Genomic DNA, 13,093 nt, shown 5'->3' with positions numbered 1-13,093 from the left:
ATTATCTGTGCGTCTCGAAATACTGAAAATCATTTTTTAACTCCTGGTACAGCTTTTGAAAGGTCGCCATCCTGTCTTGCATCGTGCTATAATCATCAACAGGTCTATCATCATGTATAACCCTCACAGGTAGTTGATGATCGAGGGATTTAGCCGTTTGTTTTATATCGTGAAACATTTCATCTGCCACCTCTAATTGCCGGATAAACTGATTTTGAAACCGCTCGACCTGTATCATGACATTCTGGTTATAGCTTTTACAGATTCCTTCCAAACGTTTGGACATATCTTTCACGTCAACACGAACCTTGTTAACGGTGTCTTTCCAGGCATTCAATTGGCTGAATACCATGTTTTGCTGTGTTGGAATTTCCATGATGTATGATTTAAATGTTTACAATCGGTGAGGAACGGGTCCATCGCGGAGCATAGCAGTACTTAGTCAAGAACCAATCGATTGTATCTTTTTTACTGGCGTCGAAGTGAAATCAGGATGTTAATGTATATCAGTTTCGCGGATGGAAATCAATCATAATTAAGATGCTATTGAAAAAATGCTTCTTGCTATAAATTTACAAATTTTTATACAAAAAAAGACCGCCCGGTTCAGGCGGTCCTTGGTAGAATATATTAATAAATTTATTGTTCTTTTGGCACCGGCAGCTGCCTGAGGTTAACCACCTGCTCAGGGAAGGCGAAGTTGATACCATGATCTTGCAAGACTTGGAAGATTTGCAAGTATATTTCTTGTTGAACATCCATATACTTCACATAATCACTTGTTAATACGTAATATACAACCTCGAAATCCAAGCTGAATGCGCCCATATTAGAGAAATGCGCCCTATCAAACCTTACGCCCTCAACTTTCGTGATGATATCCTGGATAAGACCGGGAATCATCTTCAATTGTTCCGTAGTAGTATCATATGTTACCGTGATTGTAGCCACAACCCTCCTTTGATCCATCCTCCTGAAGTTATGAATCCTGGAATTGGTCAGGTCCGTGTTGGAACAAATAAGCTCTTCACCTGATAAGGTACGCAAGCGGGTAGTCTTGATGCCGATATACTCAACGACGCCGGACTTATCCTCTAACACGATAAAGTCTCCTATCTCGAAGGGGCGGTCAAAAAGGATTACGAAATAACTGAATAAGTCGCCCAAGATATGTTGCGTTGCCAATGCGATCGCGACACCACCAATACCCAAACCGGTAATCATTGCAGTAACATCAAAACCGAGGTTACTCATAATAAATACCAAGCCCAGCATCCATATCACGATGGTAATGATAACCATTAATCCTTTTATCTGCTTTTCTTTATCCTGGTCGCCATCCTTTTCCAAGTAACGCAGGATCAAGTACTTGATAATTGCGGTCAACATCCGGATGACGAAGAAGCTGGCAAAGAATACCCAGGCCACATGGATCACCTTGATAGCCCGCTCACTATGCACTAGCGGCATAATCGCGAAATAAATTACGCCAAAATAGGCAATCGGCAGGAGAGATTTTTCAACCTGTTCGTATATGAAATCATCAACTTTATTATCAGTTTTGGAAGTCCATTTCTTGAGATTTGCCAATACAATTTTTCTAAGGAAAGCAATTATTACAAATCCTACGACAATCGTGATCAATGCTATCCCGTAGTCTTGTACCGTATTTCCCATAAATGTTTGAGATAAGAAATCATTCATAGTTCATAAAGGTTTTATGCTAAATTTAGCTACTTCAAAAATGCCAAAAGAGTTGTGCGACTAAATAATGTTGCACAACTCTCCCTGGATATTTATACAAATGTACTAAAAATGAGTCTTTAATTTAATTGACACATCACTAATTAAGCAGCATGGGCACTTCCATCACTAGGTAATTACTGTCCTCATTTGCTTTAATATCAACTTGATCTGCATCTTCAATTGCAATAGCATCACGGGTATCGAGCTTTTCCCCCTCCACTTCAACGGAACCGTTTAATACGAATAAATACACCCCGTTGCCCTTCTTATTTAATTTATAATTAACAGATTGCCCTGCATCGAAGTTTCCTAATGAGAACCATGCATCCTGGTGGATCTGCAAAGTTTCCGGACTTTCATCAGGCGACACAACGGTTTGCAATTTGTTGCGCCTATCTGCCGGATCAAATGTTTTTTGATCGTAGCGCGGTTGGATACCTTTTGATTTGGGGAACACCCAGATCTGCAAGAACTTAACAGGAGCCGTTTTCGAAGCATTATATTCAGAATGGACGATCCCGGTACCGGCGCTCATGATCTGCACATCGTTGCTGTTGATGATTTTATGTCTACCCGTATTGTCTTTATGTTCCAAAGCGCCTTCTAACGGAATAGAAACGATTTCCATATTATCGTGCGGGTGCGCTCCAAATCCCATCCCGGCTTGTACCGTATCGTCGTTTAATACGCGCAATGCACCGAAGTGGATTCTTTCAGGATTATAATAATTTGCAAAGCTGAAAGTATGTGCACTTTCCAACCATCCATGATTTGCAAAACCCCTGGAACCTGCTTTGTGAACTAACTTTTTCATATTGTATCTCCTTTTTATTTACAATACAAAGTTCGGCATTGGAACAGGATTTGGCAATGGAAGAAATTTCGAAAAGATTGGACAGAATGTTCATGGATGCTCATGGATTGCGCGGATTTTTTTGACTGGGGGTATTTGGGTACTGGCATCATCGATAATCTACGTAGAGGCAAGGTATGCCTTGTCTAACTTCCCGCACATGTAACCGTCCAATAAACATTCATAATTGTTATATCAATTTCCTAGGAATACTTTATCGGGTCGGGAAATATTAGGGTAAGGTGTTCCCCTACCCCAATATTATGATAACGTTTTATAATAATGGTTTTAGATTCGATTTATGACAATGATGCATCCATCGTAATGTTTGTATTTAATAATTTTGAGATGGGACAATTTTCTTCGGCATCTTTTGCAAACGCTGCAAATTTCTCTGCATCCAAACCCGGCACTACGGCCTTTACTTCAAGGTGACTATTGGTAATGGAGCCATTTTCAAAAGTAATGGTGGCCTTCGTATCAAGGCTAGTAGGAGTAAAGCCTGCCGCGGAAATAACGAAACTCAATTTCATGGTGAAACAACCTGCATGTGCAGCAGCCACCAGCTCTTCCGGGTTAGTACCTGCCCCGTCTTCAAAACGGCTAGAAAATGAATAAGGGGTATTTTTTAATACACCGGTTTCCGTACTTACAGTTCCATTACCTTCTTTGCCTGTACCTTGCCAAAAAGCAGAAGCAGATCTTTTCATGATTTAATTTTTTATGATGAATAACAATGTAACATTTAAGACTGGAGCTAATGAAGTTACACCATTTTTCCAACAATAAAAAAGCCGGGGCATACCTCGTAGCCCCGGCTTACACCTTAAAATTACCTATCTACTACACTATTTCAACAAACTCTTTCATCGGTTTACGTACTTTCTTCGCATGCTGTAAAGCATCATCTGCCGCTCTATATCCTACGGCTGCAATCACTGCTGTACGCAAATTCTTTTCTTTAAGGCCCAAAATTTCATCGTATTGCGCAGGATCAAATCCTTCCATCGGGCAGGCGTCAATTCCTTCCACTGCACAAGCTGTCAACATCGTTCCCAGTGCCAGGTATGCCTGTCTCGCCGTCCATTCTTCTACTGTATTCTCCGAGTTCAACTGCTGTACTTTTCCTTTCAACGCTGCTGAAAAACCTGCGATCGATTCCATTCCAATGCCACGGGTCCTTGCTATCTGTTGCATATATTCATCTACATGCCCTTCTGCCACATCCTTGTACCTTGCAAATACGACCAGGTGCGAGGCATCTGTAATTTGAGATTGATTCCAAGAAACCGCTCTCAGTTTTTCTCTCACCGCGGGGTCCTGGATAACCAGCACTTTATAGGGTTGCAGCCCATAAGACGAAGCCGATAAATTGGTGGCTTCTAATATCTTATTTAACTGGTCCGCATCTATTTTTCTCTCCGCATCAAATTTCTTGGTCGCATAGCGCCAATTCATTTTATCCAGGATATTCATCTTACTACTTAGGCTTGTTTAATCATTTGAACATTTAATAATAATTTCACATCGTCGCTCAACACTACCCCACCGGTTTCGGTCGTTGCATTCCATGTTAAACCGAACTCTTTGCGGCTCAACTTACCTTTCAGTTCGAAGCCGGATTTCGTTTGGCCGTAGGGATCTACGGTAACCCCGCCGAATTCAACTTCCAATTCGATCGGTTTAGTAACATCACGGATGGTTAGGTCTCCTGTTAATTTATATTCTTCATCATCAACTTTTTCAATTTTTGTTGATGTAAACTTGATTTGAGGATATTTCTCCACATCGAAGAAATCGGCTGACTTCAAGTGCCCGTCCCTTTGTTCATTATTTGTGGTGATGCTGGCTACTTCTGTGCTGAAGTTAATTTTAGCATCTGTAAAATCGTCTTTTTCAGATTCCAACGTAGCATCAAACGCGGTAAAAGAACCGGTGACATTGGTAATCATAAGGTGCCTGATTTTGAATTGAATTTCGCTGTGTGCAGCATCAATTTTCCAAGTTGCCATTTTTTTAAATTTTAATTTTTTGTTGAAATAATTCTATCGTTAAAGTGTAATTGTAATTTTTATAATACGCCCATTTTGCCGGATTCAAACTCCTGCAAAGCCTGAACAATATCTTCAGAGGAATTCATCAGGAATGGACCGTAAGCGAAGATGGGTTCATTGATAGGTTCCCCGCTCAACACTAATAACCTGGAAGATTCCTTAGCCTCCACCTTGATTTCCTCTCCTTCATGCTCGAAAAGCGCCAATTCAACTGCTTTTATCGTTTGATTGGAATTTATTTCCATCACGCCTTCCAAGGCAACGATACCGGTATTAAAACTCGCAGGTAATTGAAGATCGAGCGCTGTACCCGGTTCCAACTTCACATCATAAATATAGACCGGGGTAAAAGTTGATGCAGCGCCTTTAATACCGGCATGCTCTCCAGCTATAACACGTAAATAGCTGCCTTGTTCGTCCAACCGGATCACCGGGATATTATCTTTTGATAATTCTTGATAGGCCGGCGGAGTGGATTTGTCCTTCTTAGGCAGGTTCACCCACAATTGCATCATCTCTATTTTTCCACCCTTCTTGCTAAATTCCGTTTCATGTTTTTCTTCATGCAATATCCCCGCACCAGCGGTCATCCATTGCACGTCACCGGGGTATAGCTTCCCGCTGTTGCCTGCTGAATCGCGGTGTTCAAGTGCACCTTGATAAACGATGGTTACGGTTTCGAAGCCCTTGTGCGGATGGGCACCAACGCCCCTCGGTTTATCACTTGGAGGAAAATATGCCGGGGCGGCATAATCCATTAAATAGAAAGGACTCATTTCCTTGCCAAGCTTGTTGCCATTCGGAAACAGGTTCGTTACCCTGAAACCATCTCCCACGAAATGCGGTTGGCCACCTTGATATATTTTGGAAATTTGCTTTCTCATTTGGAATGCTCCTTTTTGTTTTGATAACACAAAATTAAGCGTTACAACATCTATTTTAAATGGACAAATTACCGAAAATAGTGTACAAAAATTTGTCAACAGGAGAATGCGGGGGGTTAGTGTACTATTACTAATTGATTATCAATCAGGTATCTTATCCATTTTAGCAGACATCTCCTTGAATTCGAGCGGGGTTTGGTTCGTATATTTTTTAAAAAACCTGCTAAAATAATGCGGATCTTCAAATCCAAGGCTGTAAGCGATTTCCTTGGCAGTCATATCTGTATTGAAAAGTAACCTTTGTGCTTCGAGAATGACCCGGTTGCGGATATGCTCCCCGGCAGTGATCCCGGAGAGTTGCTTACTGATCTCGTTGAGCAATACCGGTTTTACATGCAGGAGTTCTGCGTAATCCGATACGTTTTTCTTGTCGATATAATGTTTTTCAATCAAGGCACGGAATTGCATAAATACACCGCTGTTATGCTTTACATGCTGCTCGGGGGTCAAGGGTTTCGACGCTTCCCTTAAGCGGGCAGATAACAGCAGGAAATAATGCAATAAGCCATGGAAAGCCTCCTCGTATGCCGAACGCTTGTCATTCAGTTCTTCGAACATCTGTTGCACGATCCATTCCAGTGGCTTGGACTGTTCGGCATCTACCTGTATAATTGAACTGAAATTTGCATTGAAAAACAGGCCGGACTCGATCTGTGTTTCTGTTTTCGGGGTCAAGCACATAAACCCTTCATGGAATGCGATCATGTAACCTTCTACTTTCTCGCTAAAGTCCAACTGGTGTACTTGTCCGGGTGCTACGAAGAACAAGGTGTTTTCGTTGACTTCATGGACTTGTGTATCGATAATATGTGTTAAGCGGCCCTTTTTTATCCAGTAGATCGCGTAAAAATCATGTCGGTGCGGACTTTTATTATGATCGAAAAAATTTTGCCCCATCCCGCATAAGGAGTTGACGATAAAAGTAGGTTCTTGCTGGCCGTAATCCGGCAACTTCACGATTTCAATTTGATTCCTTTTATCACTCATAATCAAAATTTTAGCAATCCTAAAACACTATTCTTCAAAAACTACGGGTTCTGTATCTGGGCGATCCGCTTCATCCACGTATTCTATTATAAAATTATTCCGGCCATCTCCCACCATGATATTGAGGAACTTGGCTTGCACCAATTCTAACATGCTAAGGAATAAGAATATAGCATGGATGCGGTCTTTACAATGATCGAAAACCTTCTCGAAAGACATGGTTCTCTCTGTAGCTGCAACTTCCAACATATATTGCCGGGAGCCTTCCATCGTATAATCGTACTTGTAAACGACGTGTTGCGGTTTATCGTTCCGCTCTTTCACTTTTTGCATCACTTTCTCAAAAGTCTGCGTGAGTTTAAAGAGCGTCAGCGTTTGAATTTCGGTACCTTCGCTGGTTACCTCCCCGATGGTGGCCAGTTCCTTGGAGATATTCCCCCTCTTGATCTGGAGCATGCGTTCCGCTTCTTTCTCGGCCAGTTCAGCCGCCGCTTGCTTATAGCGCTTATATTCCAGGATCTTATCTACCAATTCTAACCGGGGATCAATTTCATTTCCTTCTTCATCCAGTTCTTTCCGCGGCAGCAACATCTTGGCCTTGATACGCATCAAGGTGGAGATGAATAGTATAAATTCGCTGGCCAATTCAATATTGAGTTGCTCCATTTGATGGATGTAATCCAGGAAATCTTTTGTGATATTATTGATCGGGATATTATAAATATCCAGTTCGTCCCGCTCAATAAAGAACAGCAGCAGATCGAAAGGGCCTTCGAACTGCGGGAGCTTGATTTTATATATGGAAGAATCGGCCATTATCTGATATTAATGAATTAACAAGGCATCTAAACAATCCTCATATGTTAAAAAAGCCTGCTACCTCGAGGTAAGCAGGCTTATCAAAAATAAGAAATTATTCAATAACTAGAAGACGGCCGTAAACCCGACCCCGATGACCTGTTTTATTTGTAATCGCGGCCCCAGTACCCCGGTATTCTTGTTTTCAAACACGCGGATATCATCATCATAGATCATATCCAGCGATACGTTCGCTGAAAGGTATTTATTCACCTTCATGGTCAACATATTCGTCCAATACACATCGATGTTCTTCGGGTTGTGTTTATAATTGGAGAATAGATCGAGGCGGCTTTTAAAGACGATGTTTTCGGTTACTTTCTTGTTCCAATTGGCTGTTAGGTAAGCGCCGTACTCGGTATTCACATGCTTCCCGGTATCTACACCGTAAGAACCAACATTTGCCAAGCTATCGTCCAAAACAAAGACCCACCTTGCCGTGATCGGTGAAACGAATAAGGAGAACTCATCATTTGGTATATAGTCTAAACCGGGAGAAAGTATCAGGTATGCCGGTGCGAAGAATTTGGAAACGAAGATGTCAGAAGTATCGGTATAAAGGTAACCGTTCGCCATCTGGGTTCGTAAGTTCATTAAAGCGCTGGCATATAATGATTTGCCGATTTGATAGCCATATTTACTGGTCAGATCGATCCTATCGTCGCTTTTTCGGCCACCGAGGCTGGTGGTATTTACATAACCGTAAGCCAATTCCATCGTATTATCCCATCGATGACGATCTTTCCTGTAGTTTGCAAACCCGGAGAAAGCCCCGGCAATTGACAAGGAGAATTTATCACCACCCGCGGCCCAGTTCGTCAACGAACCTTGATTTACGGTAAGCGATAACGTAGCGCCTTTTTTCCAGAGCCTATTGGTCGTATCATTTTCCGCTTTCTTCAGTTTTCCGGCGGCGTTTTCTCTATACTTTTTAAAAGTATCATCCTGTGCATGCAAAACGGACCAAGAACATATGGCCAAAGTGAGCAGCAATAAAATTTTCTTCATGAGTTAATCAATAGTTGTATTCAAAATTAGTTCTTGAAATAAATAGGCACCACCTTATTTAGATTTAAGAGCATCCCTAATTTCCATCAATAATTTTTCTTCGTTAGTTGGTCCCGGAGGAGGTGCAGGTGCTTCTTCTTTCTTACGTTTCATCCTGTTGATAGCCTTGATCAATAAGAAAATAGCGAATGCAACAATAATAAATTCAACTATTGTTTGAATAAAAATTCCGTATCCTACTTCCGCATTACCAACGGTAATTTTTAAATTTTTGAAATCCAATCCCCCTATCAGAATCCCCACGAGAGGCATGATGATATTATTCACTAATGCTGAAACAATCTTTCCAAAGGCAGCACCGATCACGATACCAACGGCCATATCGATGACGTTGCCCTTCATGGCAAATTCTTTGAATTCTTTAATAAATGACATAATTAAAGTTTTATACGGTTATGAAATTAAGGGATTATATACTTCTTCGTTATGATTCGCTTGCAACGGCTTTTAAGGTTGGATATTTCATGTTCATATCCTTTAATGCGTCCCGGCAAATTTTGGCTACCAGGTATTCTTTGTACCAGTTATCGTCTGCTGGAACGATCGTCCAGGGAATCTCGTTACATTCTTCGAAGACGTCTTCATAAAGTTTTTGGAACTTACCGTATTTTTCAGATTTCTCAAAATCTTCGGGATTGTACTTCCACATCTTTTCCGGGTTCTTCGTTCTTTCTGTCAAGCGCTTCACTTGCTCTTCATGCGAAACATGCAAGTAGAATTTCAAGATAGTAGTGTTGTTATGTTCTGCTAACAGCTGCTCAAAATTATTGATAGCCTTGAAACGGGCCTTCATGATTTTTTCTTCGGGATGATTCAACTGTAAAACATCTTCATAATGCGAGCGGTTAAATACCTGGATCATACCCTTTGCCGGGGTATGCTGATGAATCCTCCATAAGAAGTCGTGATCAAACTCCTCCTTTGTTGGTACTTTAAATGATTGAACATTGACCCCCTGGGGATTTAAAGCCCCGAAGACATCGCGTATGGTACCATCTTTACCGCTGGCATCCATTCCTTGTAAAACTACCAATAATGAATGCTCATGCGAAGCATACAACAGGTTTTGGAGTTCGTTGAGGTCCTTTAAAATATCTTCTTTCGCTTTCTTTATCTCATCTTTCTCAAATTTCTTGGGAGGCTCTGTAGCGATTTCAGAAAGTTTGATTTTGCTCATAAGCGTGCATTCTGGCGTTAAAATTAATAAAAAGACTGGAAATCACTGATTTTCTATATTTTAAGTATATAACAATTGAAAGTCCATAGGGTTCTGTTCAAGTATGATACTTTATTAAAGCGATACTTATAGTACCTTTGCGAAGAATTTTCTATCTATGAGCCAACGTTTGATAAATTACCTGGTCTTTTTGTTGTTATCCCTTACCTGGGGAAGTTCTTTCATACTGATGAAAATTGGTTTGAAATCCTATTCATCTACCCAGGTTGCCAGTATTCGGTTGATCGCGGCGGGCATTACATTACTGCCCTTCTTCATCATATATATAAAGAAAACCCCTACCGCAAAAATACCTATTATCATTTTATCAGGATTATTGGGCAATGGCTTCCCCGCATTTTTATTCTGCTTAGCAGAAACTAGGATTGATAGCTCGTTGGCAGGAATATTAAACTCACTTACCCCTTTATTTGCCTTGATTACAGGCATCCTCATCTTCCACGCTCCGCTGGTAAAACAACAACTCTGGGGTATTTGTATCGGGCTGGTTGGCGTAGTTGGTTTATTTGCTGTAAAAGGAATTTCTTCCAATAATGATTGGCATTACGGTTTATTAGTGGTCGCAGCCACTATTTGTTACGGCTTGAATATTTCCTTGGTGCACCATTATTTAAAAGGTTTTTCATCATTACAACTTGGAAGTATTTCGCTATTCTTCATGGCAATATTTTCAATCCCGGTATTAGCCAGTAGTGATATTGTTGAAAGATTCCAGGAAGCGCCCAATGCCTGGAGTTCACTTGGCGCCAGCGCTTTACTCGGTATTATGGGAACAGGGGTCGCTTCCGTACTTTTCTACCAGTTAATCCAAAGGGCAGGAGGCATGATGGCCTCCATGGTAACTTATGCATTACCCGTAGTTGCGATCGGCTGGGGCGCCTTAGCTGGTGAAATAGTTAGTCCCGGCCAAATACTTTGTATGTTAATTATCCTCGCAGGCGTGTACTTGGCGAACCGGTCCAAGATGAAACAATCTCAAGTAACCGCAAAAACTACGAAGGCTGCTTAAAAGCATCCTATTCAATTTCAATATCAACTTATACTGTAGAAATCAGCGCGATTTGCTGGTACATTTCGTATGCAACCGGCCACCATTTAGCATATAACCTTGTGACTGTTTCAAAGCAATCTCCTGAAGGTTCCGTAATATATTTTTCGGAATCCCCCGCTGCGCACCAGGTATATTCCCATTTAGATAACGCGCGGTAAAACTCGTTGGCTTCATTCGCGGGGCGGTGGAACCGGTGGTTTATAGCATCGGTTTCAACGTACCTTTCTTCAGCCGGTTTGTCTAATTCCAGTAACAGGAAATTAAAATAATCATCCCAACGTTTCTTATAAAAATATTTCAACAAACCGGACCATTGCCTATTGCAATAATCAAACAATACGGCATCTGCTTCGTAGGGCCCCCAAACAGTTAGCTGCCAACGGGCATTTTGCTCATACAAATCCTTTTCAGCGGGAGTTGTCCCGAGCTTTCTTGCGTCCGACAACCATTTGCCCAATAAGAAATGAACGTCGGTAGCCAACAGCTCGTCTAAATCATCCATTAAATCAAGAAAAACAGTAAAACTATCGACAAATAAGGCCTTATTACCAGCGATGTAAGCATCGCTCAAGGATTGGTGTAAGGGCAAACCGAGATCAGCCAAGCATTGCCGGAACATATCCACCAGGTCATAACGCCAGGTAGCAAGATCGTGCAAACTGGCGGATGATTGCAACATAGCTTTGGGAGCGTTCCATGCATCTTGGAAGTCATAGTTTTTATAGTTGTTCAAGCCACCGTTCATCGAAGAACCGTAAACTTTTAAAGCCGGTCGCGCGGTAAGGGTAGACTCCCTCCTACTCTCCACAGATGTTTTACCGGTATAAAAAGTTCGTAACAACACCTTCCATGCCAGCTGCGTAGCCGGATCAGCCAGCCCATAACGAGCATGGATATACGACATGATCCACTTTTTCATATCGGGAGTTGTGCTATGCCAAGCCATTTCCGCGGCAGCTTCGTAGATAACGGGGTTATGTTCGATGGCTTCCGGGAAAATGCCGATTCCCGTTAGGTTCCTATAGACTTTATCCCGTAAAGCCCCGGCTGACTGCTGTTTTAGCACCCTTTGTAAAGCCCCGGCCATGGCCGTATTACCACCGTAATTGTGAATGATTCCCATCACCCATTTACTTCCCCAGAAAGCCTGGTTCTTCCGCCATTTAGTACTGTTTAAATCCAGTACTAATAACTTATCGACGGGCACAGCGCGGGCCACCTCTTCCCGGATCGACCAGCTTTGCATCACGATAATTGCTTCAGGATCGGCGCTGCAAGTTACATCATACAAGGCCCTACCTACTTTGGCCAGGTAGCCGCGGTATCGCTTGGGGGGCTCCCCTTCGTGAAATGGATCGCCGGCATAGAAATGATTCGTCCCGAACAATTTTGTTTGCTCCTCGATAAATGCTTTCCCTAGTTCTGCAAACAGCGGGTCTAACGGATCTAGCTGCGCTGTTCCCGGTGGAAAATATTTTAACCAGGAAGGCTTGATAGTAATATCTGCCCCAGGAAAGTGTTCTTTAAGTGCAATCGGAACATACCCGGTAAATCCTTGCAAAATAGGCGTCATACCGAGTTCCCTTTCACGCTTTAATATCTGTTGCCCTAATTTTATACTGCGGTCTATCCAGGATTGCGGTAACGGTCCGGCCCAATTTTCGATATTACTCATCCATTGCCAGGCCTGGTAGGCAGGGCCCACTAAGAAGTTCCGGATTTCATCATCGTCCATCCCGAATCTTTTTAGGGTATTTTGCCAAACCGCTTCTTGTCCCGTGATGGCGAGGGGCATATTGATGCCATTCATGGCCATCCAATCGATTTCCCTTTCCCATCTTTCCCAATCCCACCACGAAGAAGAATAGTTAAAGGTGCAATAATTCAGGTATACCCTTTGATCGTAAACCGTATTCTTACGCACCTTTTCCCTCACCAGCGGCAAGGTTTGCGGGAGGCGCATATTATCCCCGTTCCACGATAACTGGCAATGGCAATAGTATTTTAAATACCAGTTTAACGCTGAAGCGATGCTCACGGCATTGCTACCGCTTAATATCACCTTACCATCCCTACTTTCGATCTCGAATACATCTTTCCCGTTTTCTTGAGAAATAATAGCTAGCTCAAAGTTACCAGCTTGCTTAGGCACTATCCGGCTAATCAAACCCTTGGCAGCCCTTACTAAATCCTTTACAGCATACGACGACATCAGTAAACCAAACTTTATAGTAAAAGAATGAATCGCTTATAATAAAATTTGAACAGGGCGAACCCGGCATTTTATAAATACAT

The 13,093-nt window shown here is 42.0% G+C and carries 14 protein-coding genes; 1 reads left to right on the top strand and 13 read right to left on the bottom strand.

Features of this window, described 5'->3' with window-relative positions:
• Position 1: 1 nt before the first annotated feature.
• From COR50_RS06905 to COR50_RS06850, 12 genes are all read right to left on the bottom strand, one after another.
• Entirely contained in the window at positions 2-376 is a 375-nt protein-coding gene (locus tag COR50_RS06905; RefSeq protein WP_098193318.1) for a hypothetical protein, read from the bottom strand.
• Between the two features lie 263 nt (positions 377-639).
• The gene (locus COR50_RS06900; protein ID WP_098193317.1) at positions 640-1,704 is read right to left on the bottom strand and encodes a mechanosensitive ion channel family protein; all 1,065 of its coding nucleotides are present in this window, start codon (positions 1,702-1,704) and stop codon (positions 640-642) included.
• Positions 1,705-1,843: 139 nt separating this feature from the next.
• Positions 1,844-2,560, bottom strand: a complete 717-nt coding sequence (locus COR50_RS06895; protein ID WP_098193316.1) for a pirin family protein — start codon at positions 2,558-2,560, stop codon at positions 1,844-1,846.
• Between the two features lie 338 nt (positions 2,561-2,898).
• Positions 2,899-3,309, bottom strand: coding sequence for an OsmC family protein (locus tag COR50_RS06890; RefSeq protein WP_098193315.1), 411 nt, complete (start codon positions 3,307-3,309; stop codon positions 2,899-2,901).
• A gap of 133 nt (positions 3,310-3,442) precedes the next feature.
• Positions 3,443-4,057 carry an NAD(P)H-dependent oxidoreductase gene (locus COR50_RS06885; protein ID WP_198405793.1) on the bottom strand — a complete coding sequence of 205 codons (615 nt, stop codon included), beginning with the start codon at positions 4,055-4,057 and terminating at the stop codon, positions 3,443-3,445.
• Positions 4,058-4,083: 26 nt separating this feature from the next.
• Entirely contained in the window at positions 4,084-4,611 is a 528-nt protein-coding gene (locus COR50_RS06880) for a YceI family protein (RefSeq protein ID WP_098193313.1), read from the bottom strand.
• Between the two features lie 59 nt (positions 4,612-4,670).
• The gene (locus COR50_RS06875) at positions 4,671-5,537 is read right to left on the bottom strand and encodes a pirin family protein (RefSeq protein WP_098193312.1); all 867 of its coding nucleotides are present in this window, start codon (positions 5,535-5,537) and stop codon (positions 4,671-4,673) included.
• Positions 5,538-5,678: 141 nt separating this feature from the next.
• A complete protein-coding gene (locus COR50_RS06870; protein ID WP_098193311.1) occupies positions 5,679-6,584 on the bottom strand; it encodes a helix-turn-helix domain-containing protein in 906 nt (301 codons plus the stop codon).
• Between the two features lie 27 nt (positions 6,585-6,611).
• Complete coding sequence (locus COR50_RS06865; RefSeq protein ID WP_098193310.1) at positions 6,612-7,400, bottom strand: segregation and condensation protein A; 789 nt, start codon at positions 7,398-7,400, stop codon at positions 6,612-6,614.
• 108 nt (positions 7,401-7,508) lie between these two features.
• Positions 7,509-8,450 (bottom strand): DUF3078 domain-containing protein, encoded by a 942-nt coding sequence (locus tag COR50_RS06860; RefSeq protein WP_098193309.1) that lies wholly within the window; start codon positions 8,448-8,450, stop codon positions 7,509-7,511.
• Between the two features lie 54 nt (positions 8,451-8,504).
• Positions 8,505-8,885 (bottom strand): large-conductance mechanosensitive channel protein MscL, encoded by a 381-nt coding sequence (mscL, locus tag COR50_RS06855; RefSeq protein WP_098193308.1) that lies wholly within the window; start codon positions 8,883-8,885, stop codon positions 8,505-8,507.
• A 49-nt stretch (positions 8,886-8,934) separates the two neighbouring features.
• Entirely contained in the window at positions 8,935-9,687 is a 753-nt protein-coding gene (locus COR50_RS06850; RefSeq protein ID WP_098193307.1) for a PPK2 family polyphosphate kinase, read from the bottom strand.
• A gap of 157 nt (positions 9,688-9,844) precedes the next feature.
• On the opposite strand from COR50_RS06850, the gene COR50_RS06845 reads away from it, so the two are divergent.
• The gene (locus COR50_RS06845) at positions 9,845-10,756 is read left to right on the top strand and encodes a DMT family transporter (protein WP_098193306.1); all 912 of its coding nucleotides are present in this window, start codon (positions 9,845-9,847) and stop codon (positions 10,754-10,756) included.
• A 28-nt stretch (positions 10,757-10,784) separates the two neighbouring features.
• Here the strand turns inward: COR50_RS06845 and COR50_RS06840 are convergent, their stop codons facing one another.
• Positions 10,785-13,010 carry an alpha-N-acetylglucosaminidase gene (locus tag COR50_RS06840; RefSeq protein WP_098193305.1) on the bottom strand — a complete coding sequence of 742 codons (2,226 nt, stop codon included), beginning with the start codon at positions 13,008-13,010 and terminating at the stop codon, positions 10,785-10,787.
• Between the last annotated feature and the right edge of the window lie 83 nt (positions 13,011-13,093).

Origin of the sequence: Chitinophaga caeni (assembly GCF_002557795.1) — a bacterium.
In the GTDB taxonomy this organism is placed as follows: Bacteria; Bacteroidota; Bacteroidia; order Chitinophagales; family Chitinophagaceae; genus Chitinophaga; species Chitinophaga caeni.
Note: the sequence above shows the minus strand (reverse complement) of the source record. Positions and strands in the feature narration are given on the sequence as shown.

What these genes read in the sequence shown, in the direction of transcription:
- COR50_RS06905 (WP_098193318.1), bottom strand. Translation starts at nt 376, where the DNA reads ATGGAAATTCCAACACAGCAAAACATGGTATTCAGCCAATTGAATGCC.
- COR50_RS06900 (WP_098193317.1), bottom strand. Translation starts at nt 1,704, where the DNA reads ATGAATGATTTCTTATCTCAAACATTTATGGGAAATACGGTACAAGAC.
- COR50_RS06895 (WP_098193316.1), bottom strand. Translation starts at nt 2,560, where the DNA reads ATGAAAAAGTTAGTTCACAAAGCAGGTTCCAGGGGTTTTGCAAATCAT.
- COR50_RS06890 (WP_098193315.1), bottom strand. Translation starts at nt 3,309, where the DNA reads ATGAAAAGATCTGCTTCTGCTTTTTGGCAAGGTACAGGCAAAGAAGGT.
- COR50_RS06885 (WP_198405793.1), bottom strand. Translation starts at nt 4,057, where the DNA reads ATGAATTGGCGCTATGCGACCAAGAAATTTGATGCGGAGAGAAAAATA.
- COR50_RS06880 (WP_098193313.1), bottom strand. Translation starts at nt 4,611, where the DNA reads ATGGCAACTTGGAAAATTGATGCTGCACACAGCGAAATTCAATTCAAA.
- COR50_RS06875 (WP_098193312.1), bottom strand. Translation starts at nt 5,537, where the DNA reads ATGAGAAAGCAAATTTCCAAAATATATCAAGGTGGCCAACCGCATTTC.
- COR50_RS06870 (WP_098193311.1), bottom strand. Translation starts at nt 6,584, where the DNA reads ATGAGTGATAAAAGGAATCAAATTGAAATCGTGAAGTTGCCGGATTAC.
- COR50_RS06865 (WP_098193310.1), bottom strand. Translation starts at nt 7,400, where the DNA reads ATGGCCGATTCTTCCATATATAAAATCAAGCTCCCGCAGTTCGAAGGC.
- COR50_RS06860 (WP_098193309.1), bottom strand. Translation starts at nt 8,450, where the DNA reads ATGAAGAAAATTTTATTGCTGCTCACTTTGGCCATATGTTCTTGGTCC.
- mscL (WP_098193308.1), bottom strand. Translation starts at nt 8,885, where the DNA reads ATGTCATTTATTAAAGAATTCAAAGAATTTGCCATGAAGGGCAACGTC.
- COR50_RS06850 (WP_098193307.1), bottom strand. Translation starts at nt 9,687, where the DNA reads ATGAGCAAAATCAAACTTTCTGAAATCGCTACAGAGCCTCCCAAGAAA.
- COR50_RS06845 (WP_098193306.1), top strand. Translation starts at nt 9,845, where the DNA reads ATGAGCCAACGTTTGATAAATTACCTGGTCTTTTTGTTGTTATCCCTT.
- COR50_RS06840 (WP_098193305.1), bottom strand. Translation starts at nt 13,010, where the DNA reads ATGTCGTCGTATGCTGTAAAGGATTTAGTAAGGGCTGCCAAGGGTTTG.